The organism is Streptomyces sp. YIM 121038, assembly GCF_006088715.1.
GTDB lineage: Bacteria > Actinomycetota > Actinomycetes > Streptomycetales > Streptomycetaceae > Streptomyces.
Map to the genome: position 1 here is coordinate 5,585,086 of NZ_CP030771.1, position 20,212 is coordinate 5,605,297.

Consider the following 20,212-nt stretch of genomic DNA (forward strand, 5'->3'; position numbering starts at 1 on the left):
CGCGTCCTACCCTCCCCCCTGTGCGGAAGAATCCGCCATGGCGCCGCCCCCTCCTGGAAGGCGGTACGGATCGTCCCAGAGCAGTGCTGCGTGGCGACCGAGCGTAGAGTCGCCCTCAGCAGCATCCCCGGCTTTTGCCTCTATGCGCAACGACCGGACGGCATCGGGTAGTTGATGGATTCCTGTGCGAGCTGCCAAGTCGGCCAGCTCGCCGCGGAACACCGGATCTATGCCGCCCCGTCTGTCCCACACCACGATCGGCACCCCGGCGCGCAGCGACTCGGCCAACTCGTCGACACCGGAACCGCTTCCGCCGGCGTGGCCCGGCGGATCGCTGAGGACCACCATGACGCGCCGGGGGTCCGACAGCAGCCGGGAGCGGCCGTCGTCGGGAAACCAGTGCACGGGCCCCGCGCGGCCGGTGAGGAGCGCGTCCCAGCGGCGCGCCCAGCGGCCGTGGGTGTCCGTGCGCTCCATCCTTTCGAGGCTGCGCAGGAGCACCGGATGGTCCTCCCCGAGGCTGCCGTCCGCACCGTGGAAGCCCTTCTTGGCCCACCGCTCGACCGGCAGCCCCAGCAGCTCCCTGGGCAGCACGAACTCCAGCGTGAGGTCCTCCTTGCAGAAGTAGGCCCAGCCCGTCTCCGCCTCCTCCACCAGGGACTTCACCTGCTCGGGCAGCTCCGCCACGTCCACGCGCAGGTCCCCGCCGCGCACCGGATAGGGCTCGGGCCCCTCGATCTGCCACCAGTACGAGAGCAGCCGCTCGTCCGCGTGGTCGGGGTCGGGCAGGGGGCGCAGCCGGATCAGCAGACAGGCGCTCGGCGCCCACACCGGCTCCTGGCCGACGGCACGCACCGGGGGCGCGGGGGTGGGGGCCGCCGCGCGCACGCCGCGCCCAAGAAGGCCGGATTCCGCCCCCGCCGCCACGGGCAGGGCGGGGTCGCCGCTCTCGACCGGCACGACGGGCACGTTCTCGGCCCTCGCCGGGCGGCCCCGGCCCCGCTCGCCCCGGCGGGCGGCGGCCCGCGCGGCCCCGTCGTCGTACGGCTCGGGGCGGGCGCGGTGCTCCATCACCCAGTCGAGCAGGTCCTGTTGGCGCTGGCCCTTCGCGTAGCGGGCGAGGTGCTCGACGAGCAGGACGCAGGGCGGCAGTTCGCCGGGCCGCGCGTTGAGCGTCGCGGCGTGCACGACGGCGAGCCAGGGCTCGGTGCAGTGGGCGGGCAGCGGGTCGGCGCGGTACCGCATGACCTCCTGGTACGCGCCCGCGATGTCGAGCACTTCGAGGCCGCCCAGCGCCTCCATCAGACGGGACCAGTCCTCCGGCGGGAACAAGGGCACCTCCGCCACGGCGATCGCGGTCCGTACGCGCTCGGTGTAGCGCGTGTTGCCTTCGAGGAGTTCGACGACGCCGCCGAGGACCTGGAGGCCGTCGGCGTACTCCAGGACCGCCATCAGGAGCGAGGAGAGGTACGTCCGCCGCCGGGCGCTGTCCGGCACCGCGACCGTGGCGCCGAGGGCCCGGCCCACCATGCGGGTGCACTCGCGAAGGGTGGCCGTCTCGTCGAAGGCCGGTACGCCGTCGAGGGCGTCGAGCACGACCTTGGGCGGTCCCCAGGACTGCGTCACGGGGCATCGCCGCCCGGCGCCTGCGGCCACACCTCGTCGAACAGGGCGAGCGCCGCCCGTGCCGGTTCTGACGACTCGTCAAGCATGCGCAGCGCGGCCACGAGCGCCTCCCTGCCGTCGCGGTGGTCGACGCAGGCCTGTACGACGTGGAAGACCTGGAGGCGCGGTCTGGAGTGGTCCCGGACGCCGTGCCGGATGTGTGCGGGGAGCAGCCGCCGCAGCACGGCCGCGCGGTCCTCCTCGACCAGGGGCACCCGCAGGAGGGCGTCGGCGAGGGCGAACTGATCGCGGTCGGTGGGGAGTCGCGGCGGCGGACGCTCGGCGCGCGGCTGCGTCGCGGTGCCGTGGCCCGGGGGCTCCGCCGGGCCCGCGGTGCCGTTCCCGCCGCCGTCGACCGCCGGGGCGAGGGCGGGGCACAGCCGGGCCACCGCCTCCATGGGGAGCATCCACGCCGCCCTGGTGCGCCGGTCGCCGAGCGCGGCCGTGAGCATGCCGACCACCCTGCGCGTGGCGGGGTCCCAGACGCCCGCGCCGCTGAAGCCCGGCTCGATCCAGGCGCTCGCGGAGTCGAGCCCGTCGAGCTGCACCCAGCCCAGGTGCGGCCCGCCGCGGCCCGCGAGGCTCGCTCTGGACCACAGCCCGTCGGGGGCGCGGGCGGGGTGGCCGTACACGCTCACCTCGCGCCGGTCGGGTTCGCCGCAGGGGCCGAGCCGCGCGAAGCCGACGTCGGGGGGCGGCCGCCAGGTGGTGGTGAGGACCGCGAGGTCGCCGACCCCGTCCTCCGGTCCCGGGAACCAGCCGCCGGGCACGACCGTGGCCTCGCCGGACACCACCTCCGGGTGGCCGCCGACGTCCACGCGGACCGCCTCGGCGGGAGCGTCGGGGCTCGTCCGGCGCAGGGCGCCCGCGACCACGTGCGCGCAGGTCAGTACGTAGCAGGGAGCCACCATGATGCCGGCGCCCCGTAAGTCGCCCGCCGGCGTGAGGACGCGCACGCGCCCCGCCGCGGGCGTGCTCTGCCCATCCCCCTCGGCCACTGCCCCGCCCCTTCCCCCGGCACGGATCCGACGGCGCGCACTTCCCGGTACGGAGCCAGCGTACGAAGGACGCACGCTCCGCGCACCGGCGCTGCGCGCACCGGAGTGTCCCGGGTCCGTAACCGCCGGTTCCCCGGTGACTACCCAGGGAACCGGACGTTCACGGCCAGACCAGGCAGTACGCCTGATGCCCCGCGTCGTGCAGGCGGTGGCTGAAGTCCTGCCACTCGTGCAGGAGTTGGTAGACGTTGAACGCGTCGCGGGGGCCGCCGCGGTCCGGGACCGTGGACCAGATGAAGGCGGCGGCGCCGACCGACTCCTCGCCGACGCCGCGCAGCGGGTCGACGACCGTCATGGGGAGCTTCACGACCGCGTAGTCGGGGTGGAGGACGACCAGTTCCAGCGGGGGGACCTTGTGCAGGGGTATGCCTTCGATGCCGGTGAGGACCATCGCGGCCATCGTCTCCGGCTTGATCTTCGTGAACATGCCGCCCATGCCCAGCTCGTCGCCGCCGAGCTCCTCGGGCCGCATCGAGATCGGTACCCGGGCCGCGGTCGCGCCGTCCGGGGCCCCGAAGTACTTGTAGGTCACCCCCACCCCGCCGCTCCTGCTTCCCGTACGGTCACGCCCCGCCCTGTCCGGCGCGCGCTGCTCGGGGGCCGGGACCGCCTCCGCATCTCGCCGGTGCTTGCCCCGCCGGGCACGCCGGGGACCCAGGCCGTCGGTCCCCTCGCCCAGTCCACCACCGCGCTGCATATCTCCACCCGACTGCTTTTCCAGGGCGCGCGGGCCTTGCCGCGCAACCCGATCATCGTGTCAGTGACCTCCCCCACGGTCACCCGCCGAAACGTGGGGTGAAACACCAGTCCACAGGATCTCCGCACCACCCGCCCCGAGGGAAGGCGGTGCGGCCGGAAAGCCGGCGCGCAGGAGGCCCCGGCGCGCCGTCCGGACCCTCTGACACCATGGTTCATGTGAGCTTCCCGTATAGCGCCCCAGTTTCGCAGACTCTTTTCGACCGTGCGGCGGCCGTGACGCCCGGCGGTGTGAACTCGCCCGTGCGCGCCTTCCGCGCGGTGGGTGGTACGCCCCGCTTCATGGTGTCCGGTACCGGTCCGTACCTCACGGACGCCGACGGTCGCGAGTACGTCGACCTCGTGTGTTCGTGGGGGCCCATGATCCTCGGCCACGCCCACCCCGAGGTGACCGCGGCCGTCCAGGAGGCCGTCGCGCGCGGCACGTCCTTCGGCACGCCGGGCGAGGGCGAGGTCGCCCTGGCCGAGGAGATCGTGGCCCGGATCGCCCCCGTCGAGCAGGTCCGCCTGGTGTCCAGCGGCACCGAGGCGACGATGTCCGCCATCCGCCTGGCCCGCGGGTTCACCGGGCGCGCCAAGGTGATCAAGTTCGCCGGGTGCTACCACGGCCACGTGGACGCGCTCCTCGCCGCGGCCGGGTCCGGCGTCGCGACCCTCGGCCTGCCGGACACGCCCGGTGTCACGGGCGCCCAGGCGGGCGACACCATCGTCCTTCCGTACAACGACATCGAGGCCGTGCACGAGGCCTTCCACAACCACCCGGGCCAGATCGCCTGTGTGATCACGGAGGCCTCGCCGGGCAACATGGGCGTGGTGCCGCCGGGACCCGGCTTCAACGAGGGCCTGAAGGCCGCGTGCGAGAAGAACGGCGCCCTTTTCATCTCCGACGAGGTCATGACCGGCTTCCGGACGAGCAGGGCCGGCTGGTTCGGCGTGGACGGGGTCGTGCCCGACCTGATGACCTTCGGCAAGGTCATGGGCGGCGGCTTCCCCGCCGCGGCGTTCGGCGGCCGCGCCGACGTGATGGCGCACCTCGCTCCGGCGGGCCCCGTCTACCAGGCGGGCACGCTCTCCGGGAACCCGGTCGCGACCGCCGCGGGCCTCGCGCAGCTGCGGCTGCTCGACGACGCCGCGTACGCGAAGGTCGACGCGGTCTCCGAGCGGATCCGCGGCCTGGTGAGCGAGGCGCTCACCAAGGAGGGCGTGGCGCACCGCGTCCAGAACGCCTCCAACATGTTCTCCGTGTTCTTCACGGACCGCGAGGTGCGCGACTACGAGGGCGCGAAGGCGCAGGAGTCGTTCCGCTTCACGGCGTTCTTCCACTCGATGCTGTCGCAGGGCGTGTATCTGCCGCCGTCGGCCTTCGAGTCCTGGTTCGTGTCCACCACCCATGACGAGCGTGCGGTCGAGAAGATCGCGGCGGCCCTTCCGGCGGCCGCGCGCGCCGCCGCCGAGGCCGAGGAGGTCAGCGCGTGAGCGGGGCCGATGAGCTGACCGTCGTCCATCTGATGCGCCACGGCGAGGTGCACAACCCGGACGGGATCCTGTACGGGCGGCTGCCCGACTACCACCTCTCGGAGCTCGGGCGGCAGATGGCCGACCGGGTCGCCGAGCACCTGGCGTCGCGGGACGTCACGCACGTCGTCGCCTCGCCGCTCGACCGGGCGCAGGAGACGGCGACGCCGATCGCCAAGGCGCACGGCCTCGACCTCGCGACGGACGGGCGGCTCATCGAGGCCGGCAACGTCTTCGAGGGCAAGACCTTCGGCGTCGGCGACGGCGCCCTGAAGAACCCGGAGAACTGGAAGCACCTGGTCAACCCCTTCAAGCCGTCCTGGGGCGAGCCGTACGTCGAGCAGGTCGTGCGGATGATGGGCGCGCTCGACGCCGCGCGGGACGCGGCGCGCGGGCACGAGGCGGTGTGCGTCAGCCACCAGCTGCCGATCTGGATCGTGCGCAGCTTCGTGGAGAAGCGGCGCCTGTGGCACGACCCGCGCAAGCGGCAGTGCACGCTCGCCTCGCTCACGTCGTTCACGTACCGCGGCGACAAGATCGTGTCGGTGGGGTACTCGGAGCCGGCGCGGGATCTCGTGCCGAAGCATCTCCTGGCAGGGGCCAAGCCGGTGAAGGGCAAGGCCAAGGCCTTCGGGGCCTAGCCGGTGCGCTGGGCTTGAGCAGGGTCCGGCCCCTGCGGGGCCGGGCTGAACGCTGCCGCTTGTCGGCTGTCTGCCGCGGGTCGTCCGTGGCTGGGCGCGCCGTTCCCCGCGCCCCTTCGGGGGCGCTCCGGTGTGGGGCGGTTCCTGTGAGGTTGCTGTGCGCGGCGGGTAATGGGGTGGCCACCCTATGGCGTGGAATGTCTGTTCTCTGTAATAGGCCCCGAATAGGTCCGGCTTGGCCGGAACCCGTCCCGGTGTCGTGCCCTCTAAGTGGTTGTCCTTTGCACAACCGAGGGCGCGACGAATGGGGATGGAATGCGCGACGACAGCCGGACGGACACGGACCTGGGCGGCGGAGCACCGGCCGCGAGCCGTGGTGCGCTGAGCCGGCGGGGCGCGATAGGCCTGGGCATAGGCACCGCGGCGGCCCTCGGGCTCACCGCCTGCGGCTCCGGCTCCGGGGACTCGGGCTCCGCCGCCGACAAGGGCAAGGGCGGCGGCGCCAAGCCGGAGCGCCCGGCCAAGCCGATCGGTGACGGCTCCACGGCGTTCACCGGAAAGCAGCCCAACCAGCCGGAGGCGCCCCGGCCCCTTGAGCCGGGGGAGACCCCGCCGCAGTTCGTGATCTTCTCCTGGGACGGCGCGGGCGAGGTCGGCAACGGCCTGTTCCCGCGCTTCCTGAAGCTCGCGAAGGAACACGACGCGGGGATGACGTTCTTCCTCTCCGGGCTCTATCTGCTGCCCGAGTCGAAGAAGCGGCTCTACCGCCCGCCGAACAACGCCGTCGGCGCCTCCGACATCGGCTACCTCACGGACGGCCACATCAAGGAGACCCTGAAGTACGTCCGCCAGGCGTGGCTGGAGGGCCACGAGATCGGCACGCACTTCAACGGCCACTTCTGCGCGGGCACCGGCACCGTGGGCAACTGGACGCCCGCCCAGTGGCAGAGCGAGATCGACCAGGCCAAGTCCTTCGTGAAGAAGTGGCGGACGAACACGGGCTGGACGGATCTGCCGCCGCTGCCGTTCGACTACGAGAAGGAGCTGGTCGGCGGCCGCACGCCGTGCCTGCTCGGCCAGAACAACCTGCTGCCGACCGCCAAGAAGCTCGGCTGGCGCTACGACGCGTCCTCGCCCGGCGGCCGCCAGAAGTGGCCCGAGAAGAAGCTGGGCATCTGGGACCTGCCGCTCCAGCAGATCCCGTTCCCGGGGCACTCCTTCGAGGTCCTGTCGATGGACTACAACATCCTCGCCAACCAGTCGAAGAACTCCACGAAGGCCCCGCCGGCCAACTACCCGGGCTGGCGCAAGCAGGCCACCGAGGCCTACCTCGCGGGCTTCAAGCGCGCCTACGAGTCCAACCGGGCCCCCTTCTTCATCGGCAACCACTTCGAGGAGTGGAACGGCGGCATCTACATGGACGCCGTCGAGGCCGCGATCAAGGGCATCGCCGGGAAGAAGGACGTCCGCATGGTCTCCTTCCGGCAGTTCGTGGACTGGCTCGACGTGCAGAAGCCCGAGGTGCTCGCCAAGCTGCGCAGCCTGGAGGTCGGCCAGCAGCCCACCGGCGGCTGGAAGGGCTTCCTGTCCGACGCGGGCTCCGGCGACAGCCGCAAGGACGCCGAGAAGGACACCGGCGACGCGGCCTGAACCACCGGCTGGAAAACACGCGGAAACCCTGTCTGAAATGGGACTTTCCGCTACCGCGGGGGGCGTCGAAGATCCCCGAATCGGGCATGCGAAACTTTTCACATGAGTGCCGCCTGCCGCGCCCCCCGCAGCCAGAACCGCAGTCTTGACCGCCGTGCCAGCCGCCGTCGCAGTCGCGTGACGGCGCTGGCGGCGGCCGCGGCGGCCGCCGCGCTCACCCTGACGGCCTGCAGTTCGGGCGGCACGTCGGGCGGTTCCGGCAAGACGAACTTCATCACCGGCTCCGACGGCATCTCCACCGCGAAGAAGGCGGACCGCCGCGACGCGCCGGACCTCGACGGCGAGACCCTCGACGGCGACAAGCTCAGCCTCGGCGACTACAAGGGCAAGGTCGTCGTCGTCAACGTCTGGGGCTCCTGGTGCCCGCCGTGCCGCGCCGAGGCGCCGAGCTTCGCGAAGGTGGCCAAGGAGACCAAGCCCAAGGGCGTGGAGTTCGTCGGCATCAACGCCCGCGACCCCGAGAAGGGCCCGGCCATCGCCTTCGAGAAGGACAAGGGCGTGCCGTACCCGAGCCTGTACGACCCGATGGGCAAGCTGATGCTGCGCTTCCCGCGGGGCACGCTCAACCCGAACTTCATCCCCTCCACCCTCGTCATCGACAAGGACGGGAAGATCGCGGCGCGCTCGCAGCAGCCCCTCAGCGAGGAGAAGCTGCGCAAGATGATCGACCCCGTGGTCGCGGAGAAGTGACCGACGTGTCGACCGCCATCGCCGCCGCCCACACGCTCGCCGCGTCCGGGCCGAACCAGACCGTCATGAGCGGAGCGCTGCTGCTCGCGATCCCCGTCGCGGTGCTCGGCGGCCTCGTCTCGTTCTTCTCCCCGTGCGTCCTGCCGCTGGTGCCGGGCTACCTCTCGTACGTGACCGGTGTGACCGGGCAGGACCTGGAGGAGGCCAAGCGGGGCCGGATGGTCGCGGGCGCCGGGCTCTTCGTGCTCGGCTTCACCGCGATCTTCGTACCCGCCGGGATGTTCGTCGGGGCGCTCGGGCAGACCCTGAAGGAGCACCAGAGCACCGTCACGAACGTGCTCGGCGTGGTGATGCTCCTGCTCGGGCTCTTCTTCATGGGCCTCATGCCCTGGCTCACCCAGCGCGAGTTCCGCTTCCACAAGCGGCCCGCCACCGGGCTCGTCGGGGCCCCGATACTGGGCGCGCTGTTCGCCGTAGGGTGGACGCCGTGCATCGGGCCGACGCTCGCGGCCGTCAACGTCCTGTCCTTCGAGGGCGCCGACCCGCAGCGCGGCGCGCTCCTCGGCGTCGCGTACTGCCTCGGCCTCGGCATCCCGTTCATCCTCGCGGCCGTCGCGTTCCGCAAGGCGCTCGGCGCGTTCGGCTGGGTGAAGCGGCACTATGCCTGGGTGATGCGGATCGGCGGCGGCATGATGATCGTGACCGGGCTGCTGATGCTGACCGGCGTCTGGGACAGCGTCATGCAGCAGATGCAGGTCTGGTCGAACAGCTACTCGGTGGGGATCTGATCCATGAGCAAGACCACGACCACCCGGGACGAGTCCGTCGCCCAGGACGAGCTCGGGGCGGCCGGCGCGCAGCTGTCCACCGCTCCCCTCGACGAGGTCACCGGCGGCGGCCCGAACCTGCCCTCGCTCGGCGTCATCGGCTGGTTCCGCTGGATCTGGCGGCAGCTGACCTCCATGCGGGTCGCGCTGCTCCTGCTGCTCCTGCTGTCGCTCGGCGCGATCCCCGGCTCGCTCATCCCGCAGCAGGGCACCGACGAGCTCAAGGTCCAGGACTTCAAGGACACCCACACCACGCTCGCGCCGATCTACGAGAAGCTCGGCCTGTTCCACGTCTACAGCTCGGTGTGGTTCTCCGCGATCTACATCCTGCTCTTCGTCTCGCTCATCGGCTGCATCGTGCCGCGCACCTGGCAGTTCGTCGGCCAGCTCCGCGGCCGCCCGCCCGCCGCGCCCAAGCGGCTCACCCGGCTGCCCGCGTACACCAGCTGGCGCACCGACGCCTCGCCCGAGCAGGTCAACGAGGCCGCGCTCGCGCTGCTCAAGCAGCGGCGCTTCCGCTCCCACCAGGTGGGCGGGGCCGTCGCCGCCGAGAAGGGCTATCTGCGCGAGGCCGGGAACCTGGCCTTCCACATCGCCCTGATCGTGCTCCTGCTCGCCTTCGCCGCCGGACAGCTCTTCAAGTCCGAGGGCGGCAAGCTGATCATGGAGGGCGACGGCTTCTCCAACACGCTCACGCAGTACGACGACTTCAAGTCCGGCAGCCTGTTCAGCACCGACGAACTGGAGCCGTTCAGCTTCAAGCTGCGCAGCTTCGAGGGCACGTACGAGACGTCGGGACCCCAGCGCGGCACGGCCCGCACCTACAAGGCGCACGTGACCTACACCGAGGGCACCGACGGGCCGGAGAAGCAGAAGGCCATCGAGGTCAACAAGCCCCTCGAGGTCAACGGCACGAAGGTCTATCTGATCGGCCACGGCTACGCGCCCACGGTCACCGTCCGCGACGGCCGCGGCAAGGTCGTCTCCCGGGTCTCCGTGCCGCTGCTGCCCATCGACTCCATGGGCACGGCCACCGGCGCCATCAAGATCCTCGACGGCTACCGCGACAAGAACGGCAAGAAGGAGCAGCTCGGCTTCAACGCCTTCTTCGTGCCGACGTTCGCGGGCGAGGGCAACGGCCAGATGTTCTCCCAGTTCCCCGCGCCCTTCAATCCGCGGCTCGCGCTCTCCGCGTACCACGGCAGCCTCGGCGTGGACTCCGGCATCCCGCAGAACGTGTACCAGCTGGACACGCGCAAGATGCAGAAGTTCAAGGACGCCAAGGGCGAGCTGCTGAAGAAGCGGCTCAAGATCGGCGAGACCATGAAGCTGCCGAACGGCGCCGGGTCGATCACCTTCGAGAAGGAGCTCAAGCAGTGGGCGACCTTCCAGATCTCCCAGGAGCCGGGCAGCGGCTGGGCGCTGGGCGGCGCGATCGCCGCGATCGCGGGCCTCGCCGGTTCGCTGTTCATCCAGCGCCGCCGCGTCTGGGTCCGGGCGGTGCGCGGTGCCGACGGCGTCACGGTCGTCGAGATGGCGGGCCTCGGCCGCAGCGAGTCCGCCAAGGTGCCCGAGGAGCTGTCCGCGCTCGCGGAGAGCCTGCACGAGCAGGTGCCGAGCGCACCGGAACCGGAGGCCGCCGACACCGCCGACGCGGCGGACACGGCCGACACCGCTGAGGCCGCCGCACCATCCGGCAAGGACATGCCGTCCGTCAACGACGTGCCGTCCGGCAAGGACGCGGGCGGCCCGGACGCCGAAGAAGCCTCGGACACCGAAGAAGCCTCGGACACCGAAGAGACCGCGGCCCCCGAGACCGCGGCCCCCGAGACCCCGGGCAAGGACACCCCGGACACCGACGACCCCCACCCCACCCCCGCTGTTCCTGCCGAAGGGGCTGAGAAGTGACGCTCGCCACCACCCTCGCCGCCGAAACCAACGAGAACCTCGCGCACATCAGCAATGTGCTGATCTACTCCGCGATGGCCGTCTACCTCCTCGCCTTCTTCGCGCTCATGGCGGAGTGGCTGTTCGGCAGCCGCAGCAAGGTCGCCCGCACCGCCGCCGCGCTCACCGCGAGCGGCGGGGCCGGGGAGGCCGCCGCCAAGGCCGCCGCGCCCGCCGTCACGGTGCGGGCCAAGGGCGGCACGGCCACCCTGGAGCGGACCGAGGCCGCGCCCAAGGTCGTCACCCGCGCCGCCGCGGGCAGCCGCGACGTGCCGGACGGCCCGGGTGCCGCCGCCGGTGACGAACAGGGCGACCTCTACGGCCGCATCGCCGTCTCGATGATCGCTCTCGGCTTCCTCGTCGAGGCCGGTGGTGTCCTCACCCGCGCGCTCTCGGTGCAGCGCGCGCCGTGGGGCAACATGTACGAGTTCAACATCACCTTCTCCACGGTCGCGATCGGTGTCTTCCTGGGGCTGCTCGCCCTGAAGAAGAACGTCCGCTGGATCGGTCTGCCGCTGATCACCACGGTCCTGCTCGACCTGGGCCTGGCCGTCACTGTCCTGTACACCGACAGCGACCAGCTGGTTCCCGCGCTGCACTCGTACTGGCTGTGGATCCACGTCTCCACCGCGATCTTCTGCGGCGCCGCCTTCTACGTCGGCGCGGTGTCCACGGCGGCGTACCTGTTCAAGGACAGCTACGAGGCCAAGCTGCAGAGCGGCGGCACGCCCGGCCGGTTCGCGACCTCGGTCATGGAGCGGCTGCCCGCGTCGGCCTCGCTCGACAAGTTCACGTACCGCATGAACGCCGCGATCTTCCCGCTGTGGACGTTCACGATCATCGCGGGCGCGATCTGGGCGGGCGACGCCTGGGGCCGCTACTGGGGCTGGGACCCCAAGGAGGTCTGGTCCTTCATCACCTGGGTCGCGTACGCCTGCTATCTGCACGCGCGCGCCACCGCGGGCTGGAAGGGCCGCAAGGCCGCCTACCTGGCGCTCATCGCCTTCGGCTGCTGGCTGTTCAACTACTACGGCGTCAACATCTTCGTCAGCGGCAAGCACTCCTACGCCGGGGTCTGACCGCGCACGGCCCCGAAGGCCGGTTCCCGTGACCCAGGTCACAGGAACCGGCCTTCGTCGTACGGACAGACAACAGGCGTGGAGACGAATGAGGGGGAACTCGCGGCGCGGCGACGGCGGTTACGCGTACGGATCCGGGGCTCCGACCCCGACGCGTTCGGGGAGCTCTTCGACGCCTACGCCCGCTCCGTCTACAACCACGCCTACCGCCTGACGGGCGACTGGTCGGCGGCCGAGGACATCGTGTCGCTGACCTTCCTGGAGGCGTGGCGGCTGCGCGACAAGGCCGACGCGGACGGCGGCTCGCTGCGGCCGTGGCTGCTCGGCATCGCCACGAACGTGACCCGCAACCAGCGGCGCGCGAGCCGCCGTCACGCCGCCGCCGTGGCCCGGCTGCCGCGCGCCGAGGCCGTCGCCGACTTCGCCGACGAGATCGCCGGGCGCGTCGACGACCGGGAGCAGCTGGCCCTCGTCCGCGCGGCGCTCGCCAGGCTGCGCCGGGCCGAGCGCGAGGTGCTCGCGCTGTGCGTGTGGTCGGGGCTCGGCTACGAGGCGGCGGCGAGCGCGCTCGGCGTCCCGGTCGGGACGGTGCGCTCCCGCCTCTCACGGGCCCGGAAAAAGCTCGCGAAACACATGGAACCGCCCAAAGGGCGCGGACAGATGAGAGAGGACCGCACCACCGCGGTCGGGCCTGTCGAGGAGGGCGTCCGATGAAGTCACCCGCTGACCGTGCTGACTTCCCGACCCCGCTGGAGCGGGACCTTCCGCCGGGCCGCCATCTGCGCCTGAAGGAGCATCTGTTGAGCGAGATCCGGCAGGAGAGCCAAGGGAACACCGACACGGGGTGGAATGCCAGGGGAAGGGGCGGGGGCTGGCTGCGGCCGTCCCTGGCCGCGGGGGCGGTGGTCGCGGCGGTCGCGGCGGGCCTCGTGATCACCCAGCCGTTCGGCGGTGATGCGGCGCAGGCCGGGCCGCCGTCGAAGGAGACCGTGGCGATGCTGAAGCAGATCGCGGCGGCGGCCGCGAAGCAGCCCGTGCCGAAGGGCATCCGGGACGACCAGTTCGTGTACGTCAGGACGAAGGAGAGCTACATGGAGACGGGCAGCGACGAGACCGCCCGCATCCAGCCCGTGCACGTCCGGGAGGCCTGGAGCTCGGTGGACGGCAAGCACACCGGGATGGCACACGACCCCGTCGACGGGTTCGACCACGAGCGCTTCCCGCCGGACCTGCCGCTGGTCGAGGGCGACTCCCACTACCGCAGCCTGCAGAAGCTGCCGACCGACCCGGTCAACATGCGGGACTGGCTGTACCGGGTGGGCCAGGGGGGTGAGAGCAAGGACCAGAACGCCTTCGTGCTCGTCCGCGACCTCTGCGGCGGACTGATGCCGCCGAAGCAGGCCGCCGCCCTCTTCCTCGCCGCGTCGAAGATCTCCGGCGTCGAGCTGATCGAGGGCGTGGTGGACGCGGCGGGGCGGCGCGGTGTGGCCATCGCCCGCGAGAACGACGGCGAACGGCAGGAGCTGATCTTCGACAAGAAGACCAAGCAGTTCCTCGGCGAGCGCCAGGTCGCGGTGGAGGACCTGCCGACGGGCTTCAAGAAGGGCACGGTGACCGCCCAGAGCGCCGTCCTGGAGCTGAAGGTCGTCGACAAGGCGGGCGAACGCCCGTAGGGGATGCGTGACCCGGGGGACCGTGTGCGTGAGGCTTGGCCCATGAGCGATGTCAGCGGATTCATCGAGCGGGGGACGAGCCGGACCGAGGGGGACACGCACACGCTCCACTGGGTGCTGCGGCTGCCGCATCCGGTGGCGGAGGTGTGGAGGGCGGTGGCCACCCCGGAGGGGCTTTCGGGGTGGCTCGCCGCCGCCGACGTGTTCGAGCCGCGCCTCGGCGGCGCCGTGAGCCTGCGCTGGCTCAACGACGAGACCCCGGACGACGCGGTCCACTCGGGGCGCGTCACCGCCTGGGACCCGCACGTCGTCGCCGAGTACACGATCGATCTGCACGGGCGCTGCCGGTTCCATCTGGAGCCCGCGGGGGACGCGGGCACGACGCTGCGCTTCACCAACGAGCTCACCGGCGACGACGCCTTCCGGCTCGACTGCCTCGCCGGGTGGCACGACCACTTCGGGTTCCTGGTGGACGCGCTCGGCGGACGGCCGAAGGACTGGTCGACGTGGAGCCCGGACCGGTGGCGCGAGCTGCGCGCGGACTACGCCTCGGACGGGCCCTAGCCCACCGGGCCGTACGGTCTAGTCCGCCGGGTTCACGCGCAGCAGCAGCTTGCCCGTCGTCGTGCGGCCGCCCATCAGCGCATGGGCCTCCGCGGCCTCTTCGAGCGCGAACTCGGCGGTGACGGGCAGCGTGACGGTGCCGTCGGCGACCGCCTCGAAGGCGCGCTCGGCGAGCGCGCGCAGCGCCCGCGGGTCCTCCTTGGCCAGGGTCAGGATGGAGAAGCACGCCACGGACCGCGTGCCCGGGAACAGCTCGGCCTGGCCCACGCGCCACGGCTCGGCCGAACTCGCGTTGCCGTACGACACCAGGCGGCCGAAGGTGGCGAGCGCGTCGAGGCCCGCGCGGAAGGCGTCGCCGCCGACCGGGTCGAGGGCGAGGTCGACGCCGCGCCCGCCGGTGGCCGCGCGGGCCGCGGCGGCGAAACCGGCCCCGCTGTCGACGAACACCTCGTCGTAGCCGTACCGGCCCGCGTACTCCGCCTTGGCCGCGCTCGACACCACACCGAACACCGTGGCCCCCGCGGCCTTCGCCAGCTGGCCGACGACGGTGCCGACCCCGCCCGCCGCGCCCTGCACGAGCACGGTCTCGCCCGCGCGCAGCCGGCCGACCTCGTGCAGCAGGGCGTGGGCGGTGGGCAGCACGGTGGGCAGCGTGGCGGCCGTCCGCAGGCCGACGCCCGCGGGGACCGGGAAGACGGTGGCGGCGTCGGCGACGGCCACCTCGGCGTAGGCGCCGCCCGCGGTGAGCGCGGCGACCTCCTGGCCCGCCTCGACGCCCTCGACGCCCGCGCCCACCGCGCGTACCCGCCCCGCCACTTCCAGGCCGGGAACGAACGGCAGGTCCGGCACGCGGTAGCCCTCGGCGCGGGCCTTGAGGTCGGCGAAGTTCACGCCCGCGTACGCGACGTCGACGGCGACCTGGCCGGGCCCGGGCTCGGGGGCTTCGGTCTCGACGGCCTCAAGGACCTCGGGCCCGCCGAACTCGTGGAGCTGGACTGCGCGCATGGGTGTCTCCCGGTGCTTGGTGTTCGATCTGGATTGAACACTCGGGACTGTATGGTTTTCATCGAACACTCGGCAAGTCCCTGACCCTCACGGAACGAGGAGGCGGGCCCGTGGCCCCACCCAGCAGCCACCGCGCGGCACCCGTGCACGCGCGCCCGGAGGACGTCAGCGTGCAGGAGGCCCTCGCCGCGCTCGCCGACCCCGTACGGATGCGTCTGGTACGGGAGCTCGCGGGCTCGCCGGACTGGTCGCGGGCCTGCGGCAGCTTCGACGTGCCCGTCGGCAAGGCCGCGCTGAGCCACCACTTCGCGGCGCTGCGGGCCGCGGGCGTCGTCGAGCAGCGCGACGAGGGCCCGCGGCGGGTGAACCGGCTGCGGCGCGAGGAGTTCGACGCGCGCTTCCCGGGGCTGCTCGCCCTGGTGCTGCGCGGGGACTGACCCGGCCCCGCCGCCGGGCCTCAGTCGGAGGCGATCGCGTCCAGCTGGGCGCGCAGATAGGTGTGCGAGTCGGTGCCGCGCACGTCCGTACCCGGGTCGCACTCGTAGAAGTACACCAGCGACATCAGCTCCTCGGCGGGCTCCTCGGCCGGGGGCGGCAGCACGCGGTGACGGCCGGAGCGCCAGCGGCCGCCGGTCCAGCGCGCCATCAGATCGCCGATGTTGATCGTGAACGCCGCCGGGTCCCAGGGCGCGTCCTGCCAGCCGTCGGCGTCCGTGAACACCTGGAGCCCGCCCCGGCCCGCCTGCCGGTCCAGGACGGTGACCGTGCCGAAGTCGGTGTGCGGGCCGATGCGGAACTGGCCCGGCGCGGGGGCGCCGACCGTGTCCCGGCCCGGATACCAGTTGATGTTGAAACCCCAGGTGGGGTGGCCGGTGTGGCGGGTGAAGAAGTCCTCGGGCTCGCCGAGCGCGGCCGCGAGCAGGGCGAGGAGCTGGTCGGAGAGCGCGCGCATCAGCGACAGATACGTCTCCACGGGGGTGCGCAGGCCCGGGGTCTCGGCGGGCCAGGTGTTGGGCGCGAACCACTCCGCGTCGACGGCCGGGTCGCCGGTCGGCTCGTCGGCGGCGAAGGACAGCGACTCCTTCAGGTCCGGCGGGGACGGGGTGCCCTCGGCGTAGCTGTTGGCCTCCGCGCCGGGGCCCAGCCAGCCGCGGGCGCCCACGCGCACGGCGTAGCGCCGCTTGGCCTCCGGGGGCAGGCGGAAGAAGGAACGGGCCTCTTCGCGGATCGTGGTGCGCAGGGCGGGGGCCACGTCGTGGCCCGTGACGAGGAGGAAGCCCGCGGTGCGGAGGCCCTCGTCCACGGCCCTGGTGATCTCCTGGCGGTCGCCGGGAGTGCCGGTGCGCCAGGTGCGCAGGTCGACGGTGGGGATCGTCATGGTGGCTATGGTGCCCTCGCGGTGCGCCCCTGACCCGCCCCTTCCCGAACAAGGGGGCTCCGCCCCCTTGGACCCCCGTATCGGCGCTCCGCGCCTCGTCCTCAAACGCCGGACGGGCTATGAATAGCCCCTCCGGCGTTTGAGGAGCGGGGGTCTGGGGGCGGAGCCCCCAGTTTCGGGAAGGGGCGGGATTGGGGAGGCCCCCGGCAGGGGCGCGCTCAGGACTCGTCGCGCCGGTCGGTGTCCTTGTCCAGGTCCCTGTTCAGGTTCTTCAGGAACTCGGGGTTGTCGTCGGGGGCGACCCAGCCCCCGCGGGAGCCGTTCGCCCGGCCGGCCGCAGGCCCCCGCTTCTTGCCGGTGACGAACCAGGCGATCGGGCCGAGGAGGACCTCGCCGAAGAGGAGCACGATGATGACCCACACCACCTTCGGGAGATGGCGCACTTCCTTCTCGGGCGTGTTGAGCACATCGATGAAGGCGTAGATCCACACGGCCAGGACCAGCAGGAACGGCAGATACCTGAGCATGTGTCGGAGATCCCCCAGAGAGCGGAGTGCGGGCGCCGGGCGTACCCGGTGACGGGGCCAGGGTAGCCGGTGACCGATACTTGACCGCATGGCTTATGACGATCTCCGCTCTCTGCTGAGGGCACTGGAGCGCGAGGGCGATCTGAAGCGGATCAAGGCCGAGGTCGACCCGTATCTGGAGGTCGGCGAGATCGTCGACCGCGTCCAGAAGTCCGGCGGCCCGGCGCTCCTCTTCGAGAACGTCAAGGGCAGTGACATGCCCCTCGCGATGAACGTGTTCGGGACCGACCGGCGCCTCCTCAAGGCCCTCGGCCTGAAGTCGTACGGCGAGATCAGCGAGAAGATCGGCGGGCTGCTCAGACCGGAGCTGCCGCAGGGCTTCGTCGGTGTGCGCGAGGCCTTCGGGAAGCTCGGCGCGATGACGCACGTGCCGCCGAAGAAGGTCAAGGACGCGCCGGTCCAGGAGGTCGTGCTCCGGGGCGACGACGTGGACCTGGACCGGCTCCCGGCCCTGTTCACCTGGCCGAAGGACGGCGGTTCCTTCTTCAACCTGGGGCTCACCCACACGAAGGACCCGGAGAGCGGCGTCCGCAACCTCGGGCTCTACCGGCTCCAGCGCCACGACCGGCGCACCATCGGCATGCACTGGCAGATCCACAAGGACAGCCGCAACCACTACCAGGTGGCGGCGCGGCGGGGCGAGCGCCTCCCGGTCGCCATCGCCTTCGGGTGCCCGCCCGCCGTGACGTACGCGTCCACCGCGCCGCTGCCCGGCGACATCGACGAGTACCTCTTCGCGGGCTTCCTCCAGGGCAAGCGGATCGAGATGGTCGACTGCAAGACCGTGCCGCTCCAGGTGCCCGCGCAGGCCGAGGTCGTCATCGAGGGCTGGTTGGAGCCCGGCGAGATGCTCCCCGAGGGGCCCTTCGGCGACCACACCGGCTTCTACACGCCGCAGGAGCCGTTCCCCGCGCTGACGATCGACTGCGTGACGATGCGCAAGCGGCCGCTGCTCCAGTCGATCGTGGTGGGGCGCCCGCCGACCGAGGACGGCCCCCTTGGCCGGGCCACCGAGCGGTTCTTCCTGCCGCTGTTGAAGATCATCGTGCCGGACATCGTGGACTACCACCTGCCGGAGTCGGGCGGCTTCCACAACTGCGCGATCGTCTCGATCGACAAGAAGTACCCCAAGCACGCGCAGAAGGTCATGCACGCCATCTGGGGCGCGCACATGATGTCCCTGACCAAGCTGATCGTGGTCGTGGACTCCGACTGCGACGTCCACGACCTGCACGAGGTGTCGTGGCGGGCGCTCGGCAACACCGACTACGCCCGTGACCTGACCGTCGTCGAAGGACCCGTCGACCATCTCGACCACGCCTCCTACCAGCAGTTCTGGGGCGGCAAGGCGGGCATCGACGCGACGAAGAAGTGGCCCGAGGAGGGCTACACGCGCGACGGGGGCTGGCCGGACATGGTCGAGTCGGACCCGGACACCGCGGCACTGGTGGACCGTCGCTGGCGGGAGTACGGCCTGTGAGCTCCGCTTCCGCCGCGCTGCCGCAGCCGGGACGTACGAAAGCGTTCCTGCGGCTCGTCATGATCGAGCACTCCGTGTTCGCGCTGCCCTTCGCCTACATCGCCTCCCTGACGGCGATGTACGAGTGGGACAAGAACATCCACTGGGGGCGGCTGCTCCTGGTCACCATCTGCATGGTGGGCCTGCGCACCTTCGCGATGGCCGCGAACCGCATCATCGACCGCGAGATCGACGCCCGTAACCCGCGCACCGCCCACCGCGAGCTGGTCACCGGCGCCGTCACGGTGAAGTCCGCGTGGACCGGCGCGCTCATCGCCGTCGTGGTCTTCCTGGGCTCCGCCGCGCTGCTCAACCCGCTGTGCCTGGCGCTCGCGCCGGTCGCCGTGATCCCGATGGTGGTCTATCCGTACGGCAAGCGGTTCACCAACTTCCCGCAGGCCATCCTCGGTCTCGCGCAGGCCATCGGGCCCGTCGGCGCCTGGCTCGCGATCAGCGGCGAGTGGTCCTGGACCGCCGCGATCCTGGGCCTCGCGGTGGGTGTGTGGATCGGCGGCTTCGACCTGATCTACGCCTGCCAGGACGTGGAGACCGACCGGGAGGTCGGCGTCCTCTCGGTGCCCGCGCGGTTCGGCGTCCCGGCCGCCATCTGGGGCGCGCGCGGCTGTCACGCCGTCACGACGGCGCTGTTCGTCTGGTACGCCCTGGCCACCGGCGCGGGCGCGTTCTTCTGGCTCGGCCTGCTCATCGTCGCGGGCGCGTTCCTGTACGAGCACTCGATCGTGCGGCCGCACGACCTGTCCCGCCTCAACCGCGCCTTCTTCCAGGTCAACGGCTTCATCGGCATCGCGCTGTTCGTGTGCGCGCTGCTCGACCTGCTGGTGCGCGGGCTCACGGTATGACGGGAGGCGGCGGGCCCGTGGATAGGCTGCGGGGCGTGAACGCGGGAGATACGGAGCGTAGGCCCTGGGTCGTGGGGGTGTCGGGCGCTTCCGGCACCCCGTACGCCGCGGCGCTCCTGCGGGCGCTGCTCGCGGCCGGGGAGAGCGTGGACCTGGTGGTCTCGCGGGCCTCGCGCCTGACGCTGCTCGACGAGACCGGCATCTCGTTCCGGGACGCGCACTGGCGCGAGGACCTTCAGGAGTGGCTGGCGCGGGGCGCGGACGGCAAGCCGGGCACGTTCGGGGTGGACACCGAGGGCGTGCGCTACTGGGCGGCCGGTGACCTGGCGGCGGGACCGTCGTCGGGTTCGTACGCGACGAAGGGGATGCTGATCGTGCCGGCGTCCACGGCGTGCGTGGCCGGGGTGGCGCTGGGGCTCTCGAAGGACCTGCTGCAGCGCGTGGCGAGCGTGACGCTCAAGGAGGGGCGGCGGCTCGTGGTCTGCGTACGGGAGACCCCGTTGAACGGGCAGACGCTCCGGCACCTGGTGAGCCTGGACGAGGCGGGCGCGATCGTGCTGCCCGCCTCTCCGGCGTTCTACGCGGGGGCGACGCACATCCAGGATCTGGTGGACTTCGTCGCCGGGCGGACGCTGGACGCGGCAGGGGTGCCGCACCAGCTGTACCGCCGCTGGAAAGGGGAGCTAGGAGGCGGCTCCCGTGAGGCCTGAGCGCCCCGGAAGGGAACGCTCCGGGGCG

General features: G+C 71.9%; 20 protein-coding genes. 14 read left to right on the top strand and 6 right to left on the bottom strand.

What is annotated here, in order from left to right:
• Positions 1-6: 6 nt before the first annotated feature.
• The 3 genes from C9F11_RS23840 to C9F11_RS23850 all read right to left on the bottom strand — a co-directional run bounded on the left by C9F11_RS23840 (position 7) and on the right by C9F11_RS23850 (position 3,420).
• Positions 7-1,626, bottom strand: coding sequence for a hypothetical protein (locus tag C9F11_RS23840; RefSeq protein ID WP_138961179.1), 1,620 nt, complete (start codon positions 1,624-1,626; stop codon positions 7-9).
• Complete coding sequence (locus tag C9F11_RS23845) at positions 1,623-2,663, bottom strand: trypsin-like peptidase domain-containing protein (RefSeq protein ID WP_138961180.1); 1,041 nt, start codon at positions 2,661-2,663, stop codon at positions 1,623-1,625. Before C9F11_RS23845 ends, C9F11_RS23840 begins: the two co-directional genes overlap by 4 nt.
• A 160-nt stretch (positions 2,664-2,823) precedes the next feature.
• Positions 2,824-3,420 carry a hypothetical protein gene (locus C9F11_RS23850; protein ID WP_138961181.1) on the bottom strand — a complete coding sequence of 199 codons (597 nt, stop codon included), beginning with the start codon at positions 3,418-3,420 and terminating at the stop codon, positions 2,824-2,826.
• A 209-nt stretch (positions 3,421-3,629) separates the two neighbouring features.
• On the opposite strand from C9F11_RS23850, the gene hemL reads away from it, so the two are divergent.
• The 10 genes from hemL (at position 3,630) to C9F11_RS23905 (ending at position 14,125) form a co-directional block, all read left to right on the top strand.
• Positions 3,630-4,955 carry a glutamate-1-semialdehyde 2,1-aminomutase gene (gene hemL / locus C9F11_RS23860; protein WP_138961182.1) on the top strand — a complete coding sequence of 442 codons (1,326 nt, stop codon included), beginning with the start codon at positions 3,630-3,632 and terminating at the stop codon, positions 4,953-4,955.
• Between the two features lie 32 nt (positions 4,956-4,987).
• Positions 4,988-5,635: a histidine phosphatase family protein gene (locus C9F11_RS23865; protein ID WP_138966919.1), complete on the top strand. Its 648-nt coding sequence runs from the start codon at positions 4,988-4,990 to the stop codon at positions 5,633-5,635.
• A gap of 315 nt (positions 5,636-5,950) precedes the next feature.
• Positions 5,951-7,285 (top strand): hypothetical protein, encoded by a 1,335-nt coding sequence (locus C9F11_RS23870; RefSeq protein ID WP_249401858.1) that lies wholly within the window; start codon positions 5,951-5,953, stop codon positions 7,283-7,285.
• Between the two features lie 102 nt (positions 7,286-7,387).
• Positions 7,388-8,035, top strand: a complete 648-nt coding sequence (locus C9F11_RS23875) for a TlpA disulfide reductase family protein (protein ID WP_138961183.1) — start codon at positions 7,388-7,390, stop codon at positions 8,033-8,035.
• A gap of 17 nt (positions 8,036-8,052) precedes the next feature.
• Positions 8,053-8,823 (top strand): cytochrome c biogenesis CcdA family protein, encoded by a 771-nt coding sequence (locus C9F11_RS23880; RefSeq protein WP_249402220.1) that lies wholly within the window; start codon positions 8,053-8,055, stop codon positions 8,821-8,823.
• Positions 8,824-8,826: 3 nt separating this feature from the next.
• On the top strand, positions 8,827-10,770 hold the full coding sequence (locus C9F11_RS23885; protein ID WP_138961184.1) for a cytochrome c biogenesis protein ResB: 1,944 nt from the start codon (positions 8,827-8,829) through the stop codon (positions 10,768-10,770).
• On the top strand, positions 10,767-11,888 hold the full coding sequence (ccsB, locus tag C9F11_RS23890; protein WP_138961185.1) for a c-type cytochrome biogenesis protein CcsB: 1,122 nt from the start codon (positions 10,767-10,769) through the stop codon (positions 11,886-11,888). Before C9F11_RS23885 ends, ccsB begins: the two co-directional genes overlap by 4 nt.
• Before the next feature lie 78 nt (positions 11,889-11,966).
• Positions 11,967-12,602: an RNA polymerase sigma factor gene (locus C9F11_RS23895; RefSeq protein ID WP_138961186.1), complete on the top strand. Its 636-nt coding sequence runs from the start codon at positions 11,967-11,969 to the stop codon at positions 12,600-12,602.
• Positions 12,599-13,561, top strand: a complete 963-nt coding sequence (locus C9F11_RS23900) for a CU044_5270 family protein (protein ID WP_138961187.1) — start codon at positions 12,599-12,601, stop codon at positions 13,559-13,561. The genes C9F11_RS23895 and C9F11_RS23900 overlap by 4 nt, the downstream gene beginning before the upstream one ends.
• Before the next feature lie 42 nt (positions 13,562-13,603).
• Positions 13,604-14,125, top strand: coding sequence for an SRPBCC domain-containing protein (locus tag C9F11_RS23905; RefSeq protein WP_138961188.1), 522 nt, complete (start codon positions 13,604-13,606; stop codon positions 14,123-14,125).
• Between the two features lie 18 nt (positions 14,126-14,143).
• Here the strand turns inward: C9F11_RS23905 and C9F11_RS23910 are convergent, their stop codons facing one another.
• Complete coding sequence (locus C9F11_RS23910; RefSeq protein WP_138961189.1) at positions 14,144-15,130, bottom strand: zinc-binding dehydrogenase; 987 nt, start codon at positions 15,128-15,130, stop codon at positions 14,144-14,146.
• A 110-nt stretch (positions 15,131-15,240) separates the two neighbouring features.
• Here C9F11_RS23910 and C9F11_RS23915 point away from each other — a divergent pair, with 110 nt between their 5' ends.
• Positions 15,241-15,567, top strand: coding sequence for a helix-turn-helix domain-containing protein (locus C9F11_RS23915; RefSeq protein ID WP_138961190.1), 327 nt, complete (start codon positions 15,241-15,243; stop codon positions 15,565-15,567).
• A 20-nt stretch (positions 15,568-15,587) separates the two neighbouring features.
• Here the strand turns inward: C9F11_RS23915 and C9F11_RS23920 are convergent, their stop codons facing one another.
• Both C9F11_RS23920 and C9F11_RS23925 read right to left on the bottom strand, forming a co-directional pair.
• Entirely contained in the window at positions 15,588-16,508 is a 921-nt protein-coding gene (locus C9F11_RS23920; RefSeq protein ID WP_138961191.1) for a 2-oxoglutarate and iron-dependent oxygenase domain-containing protein, read from the bottom strand.
• Between the two features lie 218 nt (positions 16,509-16,726).
• A complete protein-coding gene (locus tag C9F11_RS23925) occupies positions 16,727-17,035 on the bottom strand; it encodes a PLD nuclease N-terminal domain-containing protein (RefSeq protein WP_138961192.1) in 309 nt (102 codons plus the stop codon).
• Positions 17,036-17,123: 88 nt separating this feature from the next.
• Here C9F11_RS23925 and C9F11_RS23930 point away from each other — a divergent pair, with 88 nt between their 5' ends.
• Genes C9F11_RS23930 through C9F11_RS23940 form a run of 3 tightly spaced genes read left to right on the top strand, consistent with a single transcriptional unit; the run spans position 17,124 to position 20,184 of the window.
• Entirely contained in the window at positions 17,124-18,575 is a 1,452-nt protein-coding gene (locus C9F11_RS23930) for a menaquinone biosynthesis decarboxylase (protein ID WP_138961193.1), read from the top strand.
• Complete coding sequence (gene mqnP, locus C9F11_RS23935; RefSeq protein WP_138961194.1) at positions 18,572-19,474, top strand: menaquinone biosynthesis prenyltransferase MqnP; 903 nt, start codon at positions 18,572-18,574, stop codon at positions 19,472-19,474. The genes C9F11_RS23930 and mqnP overlap by 4 nt, the downstream gene beginning before the upstream one ends.
• Positions 19,475-19,509: 35 nt before the next feature.
• Positions 19,510-20,184, top strand: coding sequence for a UbiX family flavin prenyltransferase (locus C9F11_RS23940; RefSeq protein ID WP_138961195.1), 675 nt, complete (start codon positions 19,510-19,512; stop codon positions 20,182-20,184).
• Positions 20,185-20,212 lie beyond the last annotated feature (28 nt).

What these genes read in the sequence shown, in the direction of transcription:
- C9F11_RS23905 (WP_138961188.1), top strand. Translation starts at nt 13,604, where the DNA reads ATGAGCGATGTCAGCGGATTCATCGAGCGGGGGACGAGCCGGACCGAG.
- C9F11_RS23925 (WP_138961192.1), bottom strand. Translation starts at nt 17,035, where the DNA reads ATGCTCAGGTATCTGCCGTTCCTGCTGGTCCTGGCCGTGTGGATCTAC.
- C9F11_RS23865 (WP_138966919.1), top strand. Translation starts at nt 4,988, where the DNA reads ATGCGCCACGGCGAGGTGCACAACCCGGACGGGATCCTGTACGGGCGG.
- C9F11_RS23920 (WP_138961191.1), bottom strand. Translation starts at nt 16,508, where the DNA reads ATGACGATCCCCACCGTCGACCTGCGCACCTGGCGCACCGGCACTCCC.
- C9F11_RS23900 (WP_138961187.1), top strand. Translation starts at nt 12,599, where the DNA reads ATGAAGTCACCCGCTGACCGTGCTGACTTCCCGACCCCGCTGGAGCGG.
- C9F11_RS23875 (WP_138961183.1), top strand. Translation starts at nt 7,388, where the DNA reads ATGAGTGCCGCCTGCCGCGCCCCCCGCAGCCAGAACCGCAGTCTTGAC.
- C9F11_RS23885 (WP_138961184.1), top strand. Translation starts at nt 8,827, where the DNA reads ATGAGCAAGACCACGACCACCCGGGACGAGTCCGTCGCCCAGGACGAG.
- hemL (WP_138961182.1), top strand. Translation starts at nt 3,630, where the DNA reads ATGGTTCATGTGAGCTTCCCGTATAGCGCCCCAGTTTCGCAGACTCTT.
- C9F11_RS23870 (WP_249401858.1), top strand. Translation starts at nt 5,951, where the DNA reads ATGCGCGACGACAGCCGGACGGACACGGACCTGGGCGGCGGAGCACCG.
- C9F11_RS23850 (WP_138961181.1), bottom strand. Translation starts at nt 3,420, where the DNA reads ATGCAGCGCGGTGGTGGACTGGGCGAGGGGACCGACGGCCTGGGTCCC.
- C9F11_RS23910 (WP_138961189.1), bottom strand. Translation starts at nt 15,130, where the DNA reads ATGCGCGCAGTCCAGCTCCACGAGTTCGGCGGGCCCGAGGTCCTTGAG.
- C9F11_RS23930 (WP_138961193.1), top strand. Translation starts at nt 17,124, where the DNA reads ATGGCTTATGACGATCTCCGCTCTCTGCTGAGGGCACTGGAGCGCGAG.